This window comes from Nocardia sp. NPDC004573 (assembly GCF_053602135.1).
Genome location: NZ_JBSGDA010000016.1, coordinates 38603 through 55398 on the forward strand (window position 1 = coordinate 38603; position 16796 = coordinate 55398).

Annotated in this window: 14 protein-coding genes and 1 pseudogene; 8 read left to right on the forward strand and 7 right to left on the reverse strand. The window is 69.3% G+C overall.

Translation table 11 applies throughout. The features are described 5' to 3' along the window. Positions 1-24: 24 nt before the first annotated feature. Positions 25-1419 carry a bifunctional lysylphosphatidylglycerol flippase/synthetase MprF gene (locus ACWEKR_RS23495; protein ID WP_452356277.1) on the reverse strand — a complete coding sequence of 465 codons (1395 nt, stop codon included), beginning with the start codon at positions 1417-1419 and terminating at the stop codon, positions 25-27. 449 nt (positions 1420-1868) lie between these two features. Here ACWEKR_RS23495 and ACWEKR_RS23500 point away from each other — a divergent pair, with 449 nt between their 5' ends. Next, entirely contained in the window at positions 1869-2555 is a 687-nt protein-coding gene (locus ACWEKR_RS23500) for a hypothetical protein (RefSeq protein WP_452356278.1), read from the forward strand. A gap of 21 nt (positions 2556-2576) precedes the next feature. Here the strand turns inward: ACWEKR_RS23500 and ACWEKR_RS23505 are convergent, their stop codons facing one another. Beyond that, on the reverse strand, positions 2577-2996 hold the full coding sequence (locus tag ACWEKR_RS23505) for a hypothetical protein (RefSeq protein WP_452356279.1): 420 nt from the start codon (positions 2994-2996) through the stop codon (positions 2577-2579). Here ACWEKR_RS23505 and ACWEKR_RS23510 point away from each other — a divergent pair. Then, on the forward strand, positions 2961-3998 hold the full coding sequence (locus ACWEKR_RS23510) for a helix-turn-helix domain-containing protein (RefSeq protein WP_452356280.1): 1038 nt from the start codon (positions 2961-2963) through the stop codon (positions 3996-3998). The two genes, ACWEKR_RS23505 and ACWEKR_RS23510, sit on opposite strands and share 36 nt — an antisense overlap. Positions 3999-4025: 27 nt before the next feature. On the opposite strand, the gene ACWEKR_RS23515 is transcribed toward ACWEKR_RS23510, so the two are convergent. The 3 genes from ACWEKR_RS23515 to ACWEKR_RS23525 all read right to left on the reverse strand — a co-directional run bounded on the left by ACWEKR_RS23515 (position 4026) and on the right by ACWEKR_RS23525 (position 6170). Then, a complete protein-coding gene (locus ACWEKR_RS23515; protein WP_452356281.1) occupies positions 4026-4430 on the reverse strand; it encodes a VOC family protein in 405 nt (134 codons plus the stop codon). A gap of 54 nt (positions 4431-4484) precedes the next feature. After that, complete coding sequence (locus ACWEKR_RS23520; protein WP_159850389.1) at positions 4485-4898, reverse strand: arsenate reductase ArsC; 414 nt, start codon at positions 4896-4898, stop codon at positions 4485-4487. A 360-nt stretch (positions 4899-5258) separates the two neighbouring features. Continuing rightward, positions 5259-6170, reverse strand: a complete 912-nt coding sequence (locus ACWEKR_RS23525; protein WP_452356282.1) for an oxygenase MpaB family protein — start codon at positions 6168-6170, stop codon at positions 5259-5261. Positions 6171-6367: 197 nt separating this feature from the next. Here ACWEKR_RS23525 and ACWEKR_RS23530 point away from each other — a divergent pair, with 197 nt between their 5' ends. Then, on the forward strand, positions 6368-7114 hold the full coding sequence (locus ACWEKR_RS23530; protein ID WP_452356283.1) for an SIR2 family NAD-dependent protein deacylase: 747 nt from the start codon (positions 6368-6370) through the stop codon (positions 7112-7114). A 9-nt stretch (positions 7115-7123) separates the two neighbouring features. On the opposite strand, the gene ACWEKR_RS23535 is transcribed toward ACWEKR_RS23530, so the two are convergent. Then, positions 7124-8422 (reverse strand): D-arabinono-1,4-lactone oxidase, encoded by a 1299-nt coding sequence (locus tag ACWEKR_RS23535; protein WP_452356284.1) that lies wholly within the window; start codon positions 8420-8422, stop codon positions 7124-7126. Positions 8423-8476: 54 nt separating this feature from the next. Next, complete coding sequence (locus ACWEKR_RS23540) at positions 8477-9157, reverse strand: TetR/AcrR family transcriptional regulator (protein ID WP_452356285.1); 681 nt, start codon at positions 9155-9157, stop codon at positions 8477-8479. A 117-nt stretch (positions 9158-9274) separates the two neighbouring features. On the opposite strand from ACWEKR_RS23540, the gene ACWEKR_RS23545 reads away from it, so the two are divergent. From ACWEKR_RS23545 to ACWEKR_RS23565, 5 genes and pseudogenes are all read left to right on the forward strand, one after another. Next, positions 9275-10774: an MFS transporter gene (locus ACWEKR_RS23545; RefSeq protein ID WP_452356286.1), complete on the forward strand. Its 1500-nt coding sequence runs from the start codon at positions 9275-9277 to the stop codon at positions 10772-10774. A gap of 717 nt (positions 10775-11491) precedes the next feature. Next, on the forward strand, positions 11492-11854 hold the full coding sequence (locus ACWEKR_RS23550; RefSeq protein ID WP_452356287.1) for a DUF190 domain-containing protein: 363 nt from the start codon (positions 11492-11494) through the stop codon (positions 11852-11854). Positions 11855-12191: 337 nt separating this feature from the next. Beyond that, the gene (pgm, locus tag ACWEKR_RS23555; RefSeq protein ID WP_452356288.1) at positions 12192-13835 is read left to right on the forward strand and encodes a phosphoglucomutase (alpha-D-glucose-1,6-bisphosphate-dependent); all 1644 of its coding nucleotides are present in this window, start codon (positions 12192-12194) and stop codon (positions 13833-13835) included. Further along, positions 13825-15102 (forward strand): annotated as a pseudogene (locus tag ACWEKR_RS23560) (MFS transporter); the annotation flags it as partial. The gene pgm and the pseudogene ACWEKR_RS23560, both read left to right, overlap by 11 nt. A 703-nt stretch (positions 15103-15805) precedes the next feature. Beyond that, positions 15806-16507: a DsbA family protein gene (locus tag ACWEKR_RS23565; RefSeq protein WP_452356368.1), complete on the forward strand. Its 702-nt coding sequence runs from the start codon at positions 15806-15808 to the stop codon at positions 16505-16507. Positions 16508-16796: the final 289 nt, after the last annotated feature.

Here is a 16796-nt window from a genome sequence, read left to right on the forward strand (position 1 = left end):
TCCTCGTCTACCGTGCCGCGCCGCTCAGTGCTCGCGGCGGTGTGGCACGAACTCCAAGGTGAGCAGAGCGGCGGCCGCCATCACCACTTCGCGCCAGCGGATCAAGGCATAGCGCTGATCCGACAGCGCGTGGAACTTCCGCAGGAAGCGGTAGAGCGATTCCAGCCGGATCAGCGGATCGGCCAGGTGCACCAACAGGTAGAGCAGCGCGGCCGTGCGCGATCTCTCCTTCTCGGCGAACAGCTCCGGGAACGGGGCGAAGGCGAGCGAAATCCGGCGGATGTCGTGCGCCGCGGCGTAGTCCACCAGATCGATGATCATGCGTTCGTCCAAGCCGTTGGGCGCGTCCTTGCGCCGCCACGGGACGTCCAGGCTCAGTTCCCGACCGCGCCCGGAAATGCCGTAGCGCTGGAAGCCGACGGGATTGCCGTCCGCGTCCTTGGCGATGACCACCAGCATGTTCGGATTCCGCCCGTCGAGCAGATGGTCCAGGATCATCGAGAAGCCGCGGGTCTGCCTGCCCCGCCGCCACTCGTCGACGATGGCCAGCAGTTCCTCGCGCCGCGCCTCGGTCAGCGCCGACTCGTACACCACCTCGGTGGTGACGCCGAAATTCCTGGTCCGGCTCACGGCTTGGCGCAGATTGCGGAATTTGCGTCCGACCAGGTCGAACTCCCCCACGTCGAGCACCACGTCGCGGCCGATCGGCACCGCGTGCAGGCCACGATGCTCCAGTGCCCACACCTGCCACAACTCGGCCATTTCCCGGCTCGCGCCCAGGACGGCGACGCGCCAGCCACGGTTGACCGCGAAGTCGGAGAACGCCGCGACCAGCTCGGGGAACGCCGCGCGATCGCCGATCGGGTCGCCCGCGACGGCGGCGATGCCGAAGCGAGCGCGGTAACCGATCGCGGCGGTCGACGACGCGTTGAAGAAGTAGGTCTTGGACGAGTGCAAAGAGAACGGCGCCAGCGGATCGTCCTCGGTGCGGCCGACCAGTTCGGCCACCCGGTACAGCTGGTCGGGCTGCGGTTTGCTTGCTGTGGGCAGCACCAGGACGAAGCCGGCGGCGGCCAGCAGCACGAAACCGGCGTCGGGATGCTCGGCGCGGTAGGCCAGATGCGCGATGGCCAGCCCCAGCACCGCCGCGGTGGCATGCGGAAGCGTGATCGGTCTGCGTAGGTGCAGCCCGCGCGCGACGAACACGCCGGACAGCGCGAGCCCCACCAACCAACCGTGGGCGGCGCCCTCGTGTGCGGTCAGGTCGGCTTCGTAGGTCGAGGTCACCGCGATCAGCAGCGCCACGACGACCAGCGCGGCCCGAGTGCCGGGCGTGGTGGTGAGGGCGGCCGCGCGGTAGCCGCCGAGTGTGGTGGCGCGCAGCGTGCGGGGGCCGGAGGTTCCCTGACCATCAGGCACGAGTGGGCTCCGCCCTGCCCTCGCGCTCCGTTACCCACGACAGTCTCGCCATGGTGGCCCTCCAGATGATCGCCTACCGAACACACTATGCGGCACCACCGGTCCAGGGGAAATGCCTTTTTCGAACCAGCCGGTAGGCGGCACGAAACGAGACCTGACACGGGGACGAGGGCGCCTCCGTAGAACTTTTCCGCGGTGATGCCCGCCGCGGTCCGCCGGGCGAGCCGACGGCCTATGCCCATCCTGCGGGTGAGGCGGGAGCGCTGACGACGTCGTCGGGCAGCGCGAGATCGCCCGAACGTCACGAGCGTGGTCAGCGGTGTCCGGTCGTCGGGCCCCGGCGGACGACCGGTGCGACGGCAGCCGGACCGGACGAAGCGCGGCGCCCGCGCAGCCGGAGTGGAACCTCGACTGCATCAGGATTGCGGCACACCATCGAGGGCCGCTCGATGAAGTGGGAAATTCAACCTTCCGGCATTCTCTGTGGGTCTGTTTCGTGGAATTGCGGTCCAATTGCCGGTTGCTCGGCGTGTATCCGCGATTTTCGTGTTGCCCGTTGCCATGCTCAGTGCCTGGCTGATCCGAACCAACCGCCTGAGGAGTGGGCGCGACGAGAGGTTTCGACTGTGAGACTGAGCTGGATGGCGATTCCCGCGCTGGTCGCCGCCGCCGTGTCCGGGTGTTCCGGAGACACCCCGGCGAGCGAGGCGGCGACCTCGACGAGTGCCGCGGCCGCCCCGAGCGCTCCGGCGACGACGTCCGGAGCGCGCGACGAGGAGGTGGCCGACGGCGGGATTCGCATTTTGCTGGGTGAATCGAAAAAGGTGCCGGTACCCGCCGATGTCGTGCTCGATATCCGGGCGCCCGCCGCGTGGGGTCCGGCCGCTGATGGCATTCGCTGCACGGTGACCGACAGTTCCGGGCGGAATGAAGATCTGCGTTCGTCGGACGCCAAGAAGACCGACGCGTTCGGGGGAACGGAATGGGTGACGGTGTGGACGTTCTCTTCCGTGCCGAACACCGACGTCACCGTCGGCTGCCGCGACCCGGAATCGAAAATCGCCGCGGCACAACGCGACCCATACCTTCGTGTGGTACCGCGTGCGATCGTTCCGATCGCCGCGCCGCAGCGCTGACCCCGCGGTCCGGCGCCCGGTTCAGGCGGCGCGCACGGTGACCGGCCGGTAGACCCGGGACGCCAGCGTCTGCAGCGCCATGAGGCGGGTCAGCTGGTTGCGCAACCAGATGTGGCCGCCGGTGGCCGGAATCAGCATGGCACCGCTCGCCCGCACCGAGCGTTGCGCTCGCAGGACCGTCGGACGCAGGGTTCGCTCGTAACGGCGGAACGCGATCCGGTGATCGCCGGGCGCCGCGGCGAGCTCCGTCGCGCGCAGGTGCGCGCCCTCGATGGCCAGCGCCGCTCCCGCGCCGGACAGGAGCGTCGCGCAGTAACCGGCGTCGCCGACCAGGGCGACCCGCCCGCTCGACCAAGCCGGGATGCGGACTTGGCTCACCGCGTCGAATGCGAGGCGCGCCGCCGGGTGGTCGAAGGATTGCTCGACGTCTTCCTCGCGCATCGTTATTTGCTGCGGCTCAACGTCCGTGACCTGGCGCCGGCCGCTCCGGGCAGCATCCTCGAGCGGTTCAGGAAAGTCATGATGCAGGCGAACACCCTGGTGGCGGGCCCGGAGGCCACCTTCGCCGAGCGGGTTCGGGCCACCCAGGCGGTGGACGGGCTCAGTGACCCCGTGGTGCTGTACGCCGAGGCGCCGGTCGACCAGCTGCGTGCCGAGGTGCTGGAAGGAGTGCGTCTTATTGAGACAACCTTTTCGAGACGCCGCCGCTCCTGCTTGTCGGTGGTCCGCAGTAGCGTCGGCGTCATGGACGAGCCCGCCTACCGCGAGCGGCCGTCGCGGTACGAGGGCGCGGTGTTGTGGACCAAGACCGTCGAGGGCCGTCGCCTGCCGGTGCTTCCCGACGGCTGCATGGATCTGATCTGGATGAACGGCCGATTGATCGTCGCGGGGCCGGACACCAGGGCCCACCACCCCGGTGGGTCGTCCGGTGATCGGTACGTCGGTATCCGGTTCTTTCCTGGTACGGCGCCCGCCTTACTCGGCGTCCCCGCGCGTGAATTCCGGAACCTGCGGGTCGATCTGGCGCAGGTGTGGCCCTCGGCGATGGTCCGGCCGCTGGTCGATCGAATCGCGGCCGCCGACGATCAGGCGGCGGCGCTGGAACGCATCGTGCGGTGCCGCGCCGCCGAGACCGAACCGGCCGATGCGCTCCTGCGGAAGGTGGTGGGCGCGCTGGACGCCGGATGGCCGGTGGCGGCGGTCGCCGACGCGGCCGGGCTGCACGAGCGGACCTTGCACCGCCGCTGCCTGGATGCCTTCGGCTACGGCCCGAAAACCCTGGCGAGGGTGCTGCGCCTGCAACGCGCGCTGGCCACGGCGCGCCGCGGCGTGCCGCTCGCCGACACTGCGCTGCGGGCCGGATTCGCCGACCAGGCGCACCTCTCCCGCGAGGTGCGCGCGCTGGCGGGAATCCCGCTGAGCGAGTTGCTCGCCGAGTCCTAGCCGCTGCGCGCGGACCGCTCGATGGCGTTACTCGCTCGTGGGCGGGAGAGCGGCGTACAGGTCGACGCCGTTGCCATCCGGGTCGAGCACCACCGCGTAGCGCTGCCCCCAGAACGCGTCCCACGGCTTCAGTTCGCCGTGGTACCCGGCATCCACGAGTTCGGCGTAGACGGTGTCGACCTCCGCGGGATCGGCGCAGCGGAAGGCGAGTCCGATCCGGCCACCGCCGACCGGCGGCGACCAATCGGCGTGAAACGACCGGATGACCGCTTCGGTGTCCAGCGTGAGCCGCATGCCGTTGGGCAGGGCGGCCTCGGCGTGCCCTTCCTGTTCCGCCCCTTCCGGAAAGTTCAGTCCGAGGCGTCGATAGAAGGCGACCGCGGCGGCCATATCGCTGACGACGATGCCGACGACGTCGAGTTGTGGTGTCATACCGGCAGCGTAGGCAGGCGCGTGGAGGACCGTCTTGAACGAATCGGACAGCGCCTAGCGCGCGGGCGCCGGGACCAGTTCGGCGATCAGGTTCTCCACCAGGATGCGGATGTGGTCGCGGATGGTGCGCACCACGTCGATGGTCTGGTCCGCGGGATCCGGAAGCATCCAGTCGCGGTAGCTGATGCCGGGGAAGAACGGGCACGCGTCGCCCGCGCCCATGGTGACCACCACGTCGGAGATGCCGATCGCGTCCATGGTGAGCGGCTTGGGGGTATGGCCGGAGATGTCGATGCCGATTTCGGCCATGGCGTCCACCACCGTGGTGTTCAGGGTCTCGGCCGGCGCGCTGCCCGCCGACCGTACGTCGAACCGTTCACCCGCGAGTGCGGTGAGGAACCCGGCAGCCATTTGCGAGCGGCCCGCGTTGTGCTCGCAGACGAAAAGCACACTGGGCTTGTGGGACATGGGAACGCCTTTCGATGTGCAAGGTGGAGCATAGTGTGCTGGCCACCGGACCGGCCGTCCGGCGAACGAAACGCTTTCGCAGCGTACGAGATACGTATACCAGCGCGCCGTGAATCGTTACGGCGCGCGGTGCTCGAGCGTGCGTGCGAGTGCGACGCTCGCAGGTCAGCGGCCCGAATGCGGTACCGCGCGGCGTCCGGGGCGTCCTCGGCCGCCGGAGCGCCGGAGCGGACTGGACGGTAGCGCAAGAGTATCGGGCTTGCACACGCCCGTACCCCGGTCGACGTGGGTCGACCGGGGTACGGGTATGTGTCGGCGAAGACGGATCCGGGGCATCCGGGAACGGATTCCCGGCCGGGATCAGATCGGACGCAGGTCGATCATCTTGCGCAGCCGCTGCCGGTCGCGTTCGAGGCGGCGCGCTTCGTAGGCGATCGGGAAGTAGCGCAGCCGTTCCGGCAGCAGCGGGACCAGCCGCGCGATCAGCCAGCCGAGCACGCGCAGTTTGCGCTCGTCGGCCGCGGTCCAGCTCAGGCCGAGCTTCTGCCGCGCGACCTCGGGCGTGGTTCCCACCGTCACGAAGTACTGCAGCCGGCCGATCGGCGCCACCGCCGCCTTCCAGGCGGGACGCAGCGCGCGCGGCAGTTGCTTCGGCGGAGCGACGGAGCGAATCACCCGCAGGTAGTCGTGCGCGGTATCGGTGGCGACCAGATGGTTGGCGACGGTGTCTTCGAAGAACTTCTCGAACTCGCTGTAGTTCGCGGGAATCTCCCTGGGCGCCACCGAGAAGTTGCGCAGCAGCTGCAGCGTCTCCTGGAAATACGCCTCCTTGTCCGCCGCGGTGAGCGGGCGCTTGGCGAAGTACTTGGCGCTCTCGGTGAAGGCGAACGTCCCGGTGTGCAGCACCCAGGCCCACGGAGCGCTGGACAGCGCGGTGTGCCGCACGCCGTTGGCGTCGGTGGTGTTCAGCGACGCGTGCAACTCGCGCAGCCGGTCGGCTTCGGCGAGCGCCTCTTCGCCGCCGTAGACCCACATCATCACCGATGCCAGGCTGCGCATGGCGCGGCCCATCGGATCGGTGCGGAAGGTGGAGTACTCGTCCACCACGGCGGAGATCGTCGGCTCCATGGTCTGCAGCAGGAAGGCCGAGCCCGCCGTGAGGGAGAAGGTGACCAGGCCGGTCTGTTCCCACATCTGCGTGCCCGGTTCGATCGGGCGGCGAGGCGGCAGCGTGCGCGCGCCGGTGGATTCGCGTGCGACGGACGCGGTCATCGTGATCTCCCTTGATCGGTCGAACTCAATACAATGAGATGATAACCCTACAACTCTCTCATCGTCTATCTGTGGTAGGGAGGCACACGCGGTGCCTGGCATGAGCAACCGCCCTGCGCCTTGACCCGTGGTGGACCATCCCGATCGCCGCCGTCTCATCGGCAGCTCTCGTGTCGGCGCCCCTAGGCTGTGCAGATATGACGACCGAGTGGCGCAGTCGTACCGGACGGATCGGGGTGCTCACGGGTGCGGGCATCTCCACCGATTCCGGCATCCCCGATTTCCGCGGTCCGCGCGGGGTGTGGACGAAAGATCCGATCGCCGAACTGTTGTCGACCTATCAGAACTATGTGGCCGACGCGGGCTTGCGGGAGCGCGCCTGGCTCGCGCGCCGGGACAATCCGGCATGGCGGGCGGTGCCCAACGCCGCCCACAGGGCCCTCGCCGACCTGGAGCGCGCCGGGCGAGCGGTCACCATCATCACCCAGAACATCGATCGCCTGCACCAGCGGGCGGGATCGTCGCCGGACCGGGTCATCGAAATCCACGGCAACATGTTCGAGGTCGTCTGCATCGAGTGCGATTACCAGACCTCGATGTCGGCGACCTTGGAGCGGGTGGCCGCGGGTGAGCCCGACCCGCCGTGTCCCGGCTGCGGTGGCATCCTCAAGGCCGCCACCGTGATGTTCGGGCAGCAGATGGACCGGCGCACCATGACCAAGGCCGCGCTCACCGCCGAGACGAGCGACATCTTCCTGGCCATCGGCACGTCGTTGCAGGTCGAGCCGGCCGCGTCGATGTGCTCGATCGCGGTGCGCGCCGGCGCCGATCTGGTCATCGTGAACGCCGAGCCGACCCCGTACGACGCCATGGCCACCGAGATCATCCGCGAGCCCATCGGCACTGCCGTGCCCCGCCTGGTCGCCGAAATCCTCGCCGACTGACGCCCGGGCTCACCCGACCGGGCCGAGCACCCGATCGAGGTAGGAGTTGGCGAAACGCCCCTTCGGGTCGAAGCGACGCCGCACCTCGGCGAACCGATCCCACTCGGGATAGCGGCCCCGCAGGGTCGCGGCGGTCTGGAAATGGCGTTTGCCCCAGTGCGGGCGGCCCTGGTAGCGGTCGAACACCGCCTCGCAGGCGCGGAAGTACGGCTCGAAATCCATGCCCCGGTATTGGTGCACCGCGATGTAGCAGGTGTCGCGGCCGCCCGCCGGGGACAGGAACGCGTCGTCGGGCGCGACCCACCGCACCTCGATGGGCATCGCGGTGTGGAATCGGGTGCTCAATTCCTTGATCTCGCGAATCGCGTCGACGGAGTGCTCGCGCGGGATGGCGTACTCCATCTCGGTGAAGCGGATCAGGCGCGGCGACGCGAATACCCGGTAGGAGCGGTCCACCTGGCGCCGGTAGCTGCCCGCGTAGGCGGCGCTGCGCTGGATGAAGGGGACCAGGCGCGGCTGCCTGCGGCTCACTCGGCACAGCGCGTCGAACACGTGGTTGGACATCAGGATGTCGGCGAACCAGTCCACCGCCTTGGGGCGCGGCTGCTCGGGCAGGGTGACGCGATTGTTGCGCTTGGTCATGGCCAGCGGGCTGTGCGCGAACATGTAGAACTCGAAATGATCGTTGCCGTCGACGAACGAATCCAGGTCGGCCAGCACCTCTTCCACCGGGATCGGTCGCTCGATGCCCTCCAGCACGAAGGACGGCACCACGCGCAGCGTCACGGCGGTGACGACGCCAAGCGCGCCGATGCCGACCCGCGCCGCACGCCAGCCGTCGGGATCGGTGTGTTCGTTCAGCTCGACCAGGCTTCCGTCGGCGAGCATCAACTCCATCGAATGCGCTGCGGCGGAAAGGTTCTGCAAAGTCGCGCCGGTGCCGTGGGTGGCGGTGGCGATGGCGCCCGCGACGGTCTGCACGTCGATGTCGCCCAGGTTCGGGAAGGCGAGGCCGTGCTCGTGCATGGCGGTGCTGGCCGCGTTCAGGCTGATGCCCGCCTGCACCCGGACCAGGCCCTCGGCCCGGTCGACGTCGAGCACGCGGTTCAGTTTCGCCAGGCTCAGCAGCGTGCCATCGGTCAGGACGGCGTCGGTGAACGAATGGCCGGTGCCGGCGACGCGCACGTTCCGGCCGTCGGCTTCGGCGTCGGCGAGCAGGCCGGCCACCTCGTCGACGGAGTGCGGCGTGGCGATGAGCGCGGGCGCGCACCGTTGATCGCCCGCCCAGTTCACCCACGAATTGGTCATGTGACCAACTTTACGGGAGCGGGCGTGACGCGCGCTACTTACGGTGCGATTTCGCTACCGCTTGCGCCAGCCGCAGGTCAGTTGCTGCTTGGCCTGCTCCACCTCGTCGTCGGTGAGCGGAGGGACGGCGAGATGCTGGCGCGGCGTCCGGTCGCCGCGCAGGCCGTTCAGCATGATGGCCATATAGCGTTGCCACACGTCGGGATTGACCGGTTTGGCGAACTCCGCGAGGGCGTCGACCATGTGCACCAGCGCGAAGAAGTCCGAGGGCTCGATGCCATCGGCCAGCACGCCGGCGTCGCGTGCGCGCGAGCAGATGGCGGTCACGGTGGGTTTGATGCGATCGCGTACGACCGTGAACCGGTCGGTCTCGCCGTCTTCGAGTTCGAGCATGACTTCGCTGAACCCGCGGTTGGTGGCCAAGTGCCGACAGGCGTACTCGAAGAACTCGACGAGTCCGAACCAGGGGTCGGGGTGCCGGTGGGCGGCGTCGGCCGCGTCGGCGAAATCGTTCAGGTTCTGATCGAAGACCTCGACGATCAGTTCCTTCTTGTTCGCGAAGCGGCGGTACACCGTGCCGACGCCCACGCCCGCGCGCTCGGCCACGTCGTCGAGGGTGATCTCGAGTCCGTGATCGGCGAACAGTTCCCGCGCCGCGGCGATGATCCGCTGCTGGTTACGCGCGGCATCGGCCCGCAGGCGCCGGGGAGGGGAGGCGACCGTGGCGTGATTCACACCCTCATTCTATCAAGCTCGGGGATTAACCGGAGGCGTTGTCTCCGTTATCGTGATAACTTCTTCAAGTAAGTGGAGGACCCTCCTCCGGATCATAGCTCGAGACAAAGGGGACACATGACTACCGCCATCGACCGTGGGGCCCTCGCCCCCGAGCGGACGGGAAGTGGGCGGCGCGGCTCGCACGCCCTGCGCTGGTGGGTGCTCGCCGTCCTCGGCGTCGCCCAGCTCATGGTCGTGCTCGACGCGACCGTGGTGAACATCGCGCTGCCCGCCGCGCAGCAGGATCTCGGCTTCAGCGACGGCGACCGCTCCTGGGTGGTCACCGGCTACGCCCTGGCGTTCGGCAGCCTGCTGCTGCTCGGCGGACGCCTCAGCGACCTGTTCGGCAGGCGCAACACCTTCATCATCGGTCTGGTCGGCTTCGCGGTGGCCTCCGCCATCGGTGGTGCGGCCACCAGCTTCGAGATGCTCGTCGCGGCCCGGGTGGGGCAAGGCGTCTTCGGCGCCCTGCTGGCGCCCGCGGCGCTGTCGCTGCTGACCGTCACCTTCACCGAACCGTCCGAGCGGGCGAAGGCGTTCGGCATCTTCGGCGCCGTCGCGGGCACCGGCGGCGCGATCGGCCTGCTGCTGGGCGGCGCGCTCACCGAGTGGGCCTCGTGGCGCTGGGTGATGTTCGTGAACCTGGCCTTCGCCGCCGTCGCCTTGGTAGGTGCGGTGCTGCTGCTGGCCAAGCATGCCGCCACCGAACGGCCCAAGCTCGACATCCCCGGCACGGTCGTGGTCACCGCCGGCCTGTTCGGCATCGTCTATGGGTTCTCGCATGCGGAATCGGACGGCTGGACCAACGGCGTCACCCTCGCCTTCCTGCTCGGCGGCGCGGCGCTGATCGCGGTGTTCGCCTGGCTGGAGACCCGGGTCGCGCACCCGCTGCTGCCGATGCGGATCGTGCTCGACCGGATGCGCGGCACCTCCTACCTGACGGTGTTCGTCATGGGCATCGGGATGTTCGCGATCTTCCTGTTCCTCACCTACTACATGCAGCTGACCCTGCGTTACTCGCCGATCATGACCGGCGTGGCGTTCCTTCCGATGGTCGCCGCCATGGTGGCCTCCTCGACCACCGCGCCGTCGTTGCTGCTGCCGAAACTCGGCCCGAAGATCGTGGTCAGCGGCGGGTTCCTGATCGCGGCGGCGGGCATGGCCTGGCTGACCCGGATCGGCTTGGACACCGGCTACGCCACCCACATCCTGCCCGCCCTGATCCTGCTGGGTCTCGGCCTCGGCGGGGCGATGTCGACCGCCTTCCAGGGCGCCACCTCGGGCGTGCAGCACGAGGACGCGGGCGTGGCCTCGGCCATGATCAACACCAGCCAGCAGGTCGGCGGATCGATCGGCACGGCGCTGCTGAGCACCATCGCGGCGTCCGCGGCCACCGATTACCTGTCCACCCGCACCCCGGACCCGCTGACCATCGCCCAGTCCGCGATCGAGAGCTACACCACCAGCTTCTGGTGGGCCACGGCGATCTTCGTGGCGGGCGGCATCCTCACCGCGGTGCTCATGCCGAGCGCGGCTCCGGTGCCCGCGGAGGGTGAGCCGGTGCTCGCGCACTGATCGGAGTGCGCCACTGCCGATCCGGTGCACAGCGGCCGCCGCTCCCGCGACTCTGTCGCAGGGGCGGCGGCCGTTGTCGATGTGCGGGGCCCGCGCGATCTCGTCCCGGCGCGGGCCGTGCATCGCGGGTCGATCGAAGCCGTGGCACTGTGATTGCCGGTCGACCGCCGGAAGAGGCCGATTCCGTGTGGAGGCGAACCTTTCCGTGGTAGGAAACGGTGGGAATCGAAGTCCGATCGGCGTCGTGCACGACACGCGGTCCCCGTCCACCGTGCGCGGCAAAGCACTCCCCAATCATCACTATTGGTGCAAAATACGAGGTAAGTAGCGGTGGCGGGCTTGGCTGAACGCCGCCGGCATTGTGCTCGACCCGGTCTCGTGCAGAGGTGAGCGGTCCGCTGTCCGGCCTACGCGGTACAGGTCATGGGATGCCCGGCATTCGGAATCCCGATGATTCCGGCCGCTTCGGCGTGGGTAGCCAAGAGACTGCTGCGCACCCTTCTCGGCATCGGCGTACCCGGCGGTCGCACCACCCTCTCCACCCTGTGCGCGAGGTTCGTAGACTCCTCGGACCGGGTGCGGCACTCCCGCGCCCGTCCGCCTCGGGGAGTGGCGGTCGGCGTAGCCGGGACGGCGGAGCCCGGCGCGGGCATGGCACGGTGGGTACCTGGTTCGGCTCGGCGATCGACGGGAACGGCACACGGAAGGGGGCAGGCAATGAGTGGTTCGCAAGCGGGCGCCGCCACGGCGGGACGATGGCGCCCCGCGGCGCGGCTCACCGTGCTGCTCGACGAGGACGACAAGTGGCGGCACACGCCGCTCTATCACGAGATCGTGCGCCGGGCCAGAGATGCCGGCCTGGCGGGCGCCAGTGTGTGGCGCGGCATCGAGGGCTACGGCGCGTCCTCGCATGTGCACACCACTCGCATTCTGGATGTCGCCGACCACCTTCCGTTGCTGCTACTCCTGGTCGACGAGCCGGAACGCCTGCGCGCCTTCGTCGAACGGAACGCCGAGCTGTTCACCTCCGTCAACGTCACTCTGTCGCAGGTGGACCAGTGGCAGGAAGGTGAGCGATGAGAAGACCGCGCGGAAAGTCCGATACCCGCCGATCTTCCACGGACCGCAGGGCACCAGCCCTTTTCGCCTCGCCGATGCCGCCGCACGGGGCGGTCGTTACCATTGTCGGTTCGGCGCGGCTCGGCGATCTGAGCGGCGCGTCGGCGGGCGCTCGGCCGCTCGCCGCCGCGGAAGCGGGCTTCCGCACCGTGCCGACCACGTTCAGCACATACGGCTGCGAGACGTTCCGGCTGGTGGCCGAGAGGGACGTGGCCGTGGGGTCGGCGGTGACTGGGTGGTCGTGGACATGATCCTCATGACGAGCCGGGCGCAGCCGATACGGAAGGGAGACCCGAGCATGGCCCACGATCGAGCCGGGCGTCCCGCACGTCCCACCGATCTGGAAGACATCGCCCATCTGGTGACGGCGTACTACAGCCGGGTGCCGGACGCGCGGGATCCGGCTCAGCAAGTGGCGTTCGGCACGTCGGGACATCGCGGCTCCAGCCTGGACGGCGCCTTCAACGAAGCGCACATCCTGGCGATCACCCAGTCGATCGTGGAGTACCGCGCCACCCGGGGCATCACCGGGCCGGTCTATCTCGCCAGGGACACGCACGCCCTGTCCGAGCCCGCCTGGACCACCGCGCTCGAGGTGCTCGCCGCCAACGACGTCACCGCGGTGATCGACGCGCGCGACCGTTACACCCCCACGCCCGCGCTCAGTCACGCTGTGCTGCGCCACAATCGGGGCGGCGCCAAGCACCAGGCCGACGGCATCGTGGTCACCCCCTCGCACAATCCGCCGCGCGACGGCGGATTCAAATACAACCCGCCGCACGGCGGCCCGGCCGACAACACGGCCACCGACGCCATCGCCGCCCGCGCGAACGAACTGCTGCGCGCCGGGCTCACCGGGGTCAAGCGCACCACGCTGGAGCGTGCGCTGGCCACCGGCGTGGAGCGGTACGACTATCTCGACCACTACATCGAGGACTTGCCCAACGTGCTGAACCTGGACGCGATCCGCGGCGCGGGCATCCGGCTCGGCGCCGACCCGATGGGTGGCGCCAGTGTCGACTACTGGGAGGAGATCGGCCAGCGTTACGACCTCGAACTCGAGGTGGTCAATCCGTTCGTGGATCCCACCTGGCGGTTCATGACGCTCGACGGCGACGGCAAGATCCGGATGGACCCGTCCTCCCGCTACGCGATGGCCGGGCTGGTCGCGATCAAGGACGACTACGACATCTCCACCGGCAACGACGCCGACGCCGACCGGCACGGCATCGTCACGCCCGACGGCGGGTTGATGAATCCGAACCATTTCCTCGCGGTGGCCATCGAATACCTGGTCGCCAACCGGATGGGCTGGGACGCGCTGACCAAGATCGGCAAGACCGCCGTGACCTCGTCCATGATCGACCGGGTGGTCTCCGTGCTCGGCCGCGACGTGCATGAGGTGCCGGTCGGATTCAAGTTCTTCGTTCCGGGATTGTTCAGCGGCAGCCTGGCTTTCGGCGGCGAGGAGAGCGCGGGCGCGTCGTTCCTGCGGATGGACGGCACGGTCTGGACCACCGACAAGGACGGCATCCTGCTCGCGCTGCTCGCGGGCGAGATCGCCGCGGTCACCGGCCAGAGTCCGTCGGCGCGCTACGTCGAGCTCGAGCGCCGCTACGGCAGCCCCGCCTACGCGCGGATCGACGCGACCGCCTCCGCGGAACAGAAAGAGCTGCTCGCGAAGTTGACTCCGGACATGATCACCACAAAGGAGATCGCCGGGGAACCGGTCACCGCCGTGCTCACCAGGGCGCGGGGCAACGGCGCGCCGCTGGGCGGACTGAAGGTGACCACGGAGAACGCGTGGTTCGCCGCTCGCCCCTCCGGCACCGAGGACAAGTACAAGATCTACGCGGAGTCGTTCCACGGTCCCGAGCACCTCGCCGAGGTGCAGACGGCCGCGGAGGAGCTGGTGGGGCAGGCGCTGACCGGTGACCGGTAGATCCAAGCCCCTGCCCACCGAGATCTGGGTGCTGGTCGGGGGCGCTTTCGTCATCGCCATCGGGTTCGGCTTGGTCGCCCCGGTGCTGCCGCAGTTCGCCCGCGGATTCGGCGTCGGCGTGGCGGCCGCATCGGCCATCGTCTCCGCGTTCGCCCTGATGCGGTTGCTGTTCGCGCCGGTGAGCGGGCGGTTGGTGCAGCGGCTGGGGGAGCGGTCGGTCTATCTCGGCGGGCTGCTGATCGTCGCGGCGTCCACCGGAGCCAGCGCGCTGGCTCAGAGCTACTGGCAGCTCATGGTGCTGCGGTCGCTCGGCGGCATCGGCTCGACCATGTTCACCGTCTCGTCACTGGCGCTGATCATCCGGATGTCGCCGCCCGAACAGCGCGGCCGGGTCTCCGGACTGTGGTCCACCAGCTTCCTGGTCGGTTCGGTGAGCGGTCCACTGGTCGGTGGCGGGTTGTCCGGGCTCGGGCTGCGCTGGCCGTTCGTGATCTACGCCGTGGCGCTGTTCCTGGTCAGCGTGGTGGTGCACCTGAGCTTGCGGCATTCGGAACTGGCCGCGCCGGAGCCCGCCGGTGGGGTGCGGATGATGTCCTTCCGGGAGGGTTGGGCGCGGCCGGAATACCGGGCGGTGCTGTTGTCGAATTTCGCCAATGGCGCCGCCGTGTTCGGCGTCCGGATGGCGTTGGTGCCGTTGCTCGTCGTCGAGGTGTTGCACCAGGCGCCGGGGATGGCCGGTGTCGCGTTGACGGTGTTCGCCGCGGGCAACGTCGCGGTGCTGTTCGTCTCCGGGCGATTGTCCGATCGATGGGGGCGCAAACCGTTCGTGGTCGTCGGCTCGCTGGTGTGCGCGGCGGGCACGGCGGGGCTCGGCCTGGCGACCGATCTGCCCTGGCTGCTCGCCACCTCGTTCCTGGCCGGGCTCGGCTCCGGCCTGTTCACGCCCGCTCAGCAGGCCGCCGTCGCCGACGTCATCGGGCCCAAGTCGCGCGGTGGACCGGTGCTCGCCGGTTTCCAGATGGCCGCCGACCTCGGCACCGTCATCGGGCCGGTCGCCGTGGGCGCCGTGGCCCAGCAGTTGTCCTACGGTCTGGCCCTCGGGGTGACCGGCGCGCTGCTCGCCGTCGCCGCGCTCGTCTGGGCCGTCGTGCCCGAGCCGTTGCGGCGGGGAGCTCCGGTGCACGCGGACATTCCGTCCGAACGGCAGGACGCCGAACGCCGACCGGATCGGATCGAGCGCGCGGTGAGCGAGGTGGCGTCCGCGCCGGTAGCCGACAGTCCGGTGCCCGCGGTGGCCGAGCCAGGGGCCGGACTGGGTGACCGTGCGCCGGACGTGAGCGATTCGCGCGCGGTGGCTGGTCATGCCGAATCGGACCCGGATCGCGTCAGCGCGGTGGCGCAAACCGAAGGTTCGGCTGGTTGTTCTCGGGCTGTGATCGGCGATCGCCGCAGTGCCGAATCCAGGCCTGTGCTGACCACGAGCACCACGGTCGTCGGCTCGGAAGGGGCGGAGCCGACCGCCCCGGGGCGGCCGATGTCCCGCCGCAAGCGTCGGCGGCCGGAGCGGCGTACCCGCCGGGGGCGCTGAGCGCAGGTGATGGGCGGCGGCCGGCCGCGGTTGTCCGGTCGGTGTCGTCCTCCCATCGCTGGTGCCGTGCGGTGGGCACCCCGTTCCCGGGCAGTGGCTGATGTCCGTCGGTGAACTGCCATGTGGGCAAGCGACAGGGGCTCTTCTACGTAGGCAACGGCTGTCGCGACGCGGAGCGCGAAAGCCCGAAACCCACCTTCGGGGATGTGACGGTGGGGGAGGTGTGGGCGAACCGACCGCGTGGCCGATGCCGGATCCGCTGGAGTCGGTCCCGATGCGCGCGAACAGGCCGTCGGATGACTGGCCCGGCGGTGGGGATGGCGGTTCGTTGCGGCAAAGTGTCCCTGTGAGCGAATCGCGTTCGAAATACACCCCCCGGCCGATGTCCAGTGCGACCACCTATGCCCTCGGTGCGGTCGCTCTCGTGGTGATCGTGTTGATCGTCATCGCGGCGATTCGCTGGGGGCGCGACGACGCGGCCGTCCGCAACGACGGCTACGGTTCGGTGCGCGATCCCGCGGTGCACTCGCAGCTCGAGCCGAACGGTGCGATTCTGCTCGGCCGACCGGACGCGAAGAAGACCATCGACCTCTTCGAGGACCCGCTGTGCCCGGGCTGCGGCAGCCTGGAACGCATCTACGGCCAGGAGATCGCGCAGAAGATCGATGAGGGCGCACTGGCGGTGCGCTATCGCCTGGTGAACTTCCTCGACGCGCGCTCCCGGAGCAAGGACTATTCGACCCGCGCCGTCGCCGCGAACCAGTGTGTGGCCGAATCGGGTTCCGGTCCGGTCTACTCGAAGTTCCACACCGAACTGTTCACCACCAAGCGTCCCAGCGAAGGCGGCGCGGATCTGAGCAACGAGGAGCTGGCGGCGATCGCGGGCGACGCCGGAGCCGCCGAATCGGTCCGGCAGTGCATCGCGACCGGCGCCGAGGTCGACTCCGCGCGCGCCACTGCCATGGCGCAGACGGCGGCGCTCGGCGAGGCCCTGGGCGGCTCGGCGGCGACACCCGCCGTGTTCGACGGGACGACCAAGGTCGACACCAACGACGAGAACTGGGTGGTCTCGCTCACCAAGTGAGTGGTTGGCGATTCGTGGCTCAGAAGCCAACTGATCCGGAGGAGTTCGAATCCGGTCTCACCACAAGGTGCGGACGCTCGCCGAACGGAAAGGGCCGGAACGTCGACTCCACCAAATCGACGCCCCGGCCCACTCGACGGCGCGACCCGACATCCCCAGCCCCCGAGATCGTCGCTCGCCGAGTTTTCGGTTGGCTTGGGGCCGGGCAGCGGCTCCACCTGCCGCTGCCCGGCCCGCGCACTCGACAGTGCGATCCGGCCCCCTGTCCCTAGACCGCACCTCGAGAGGT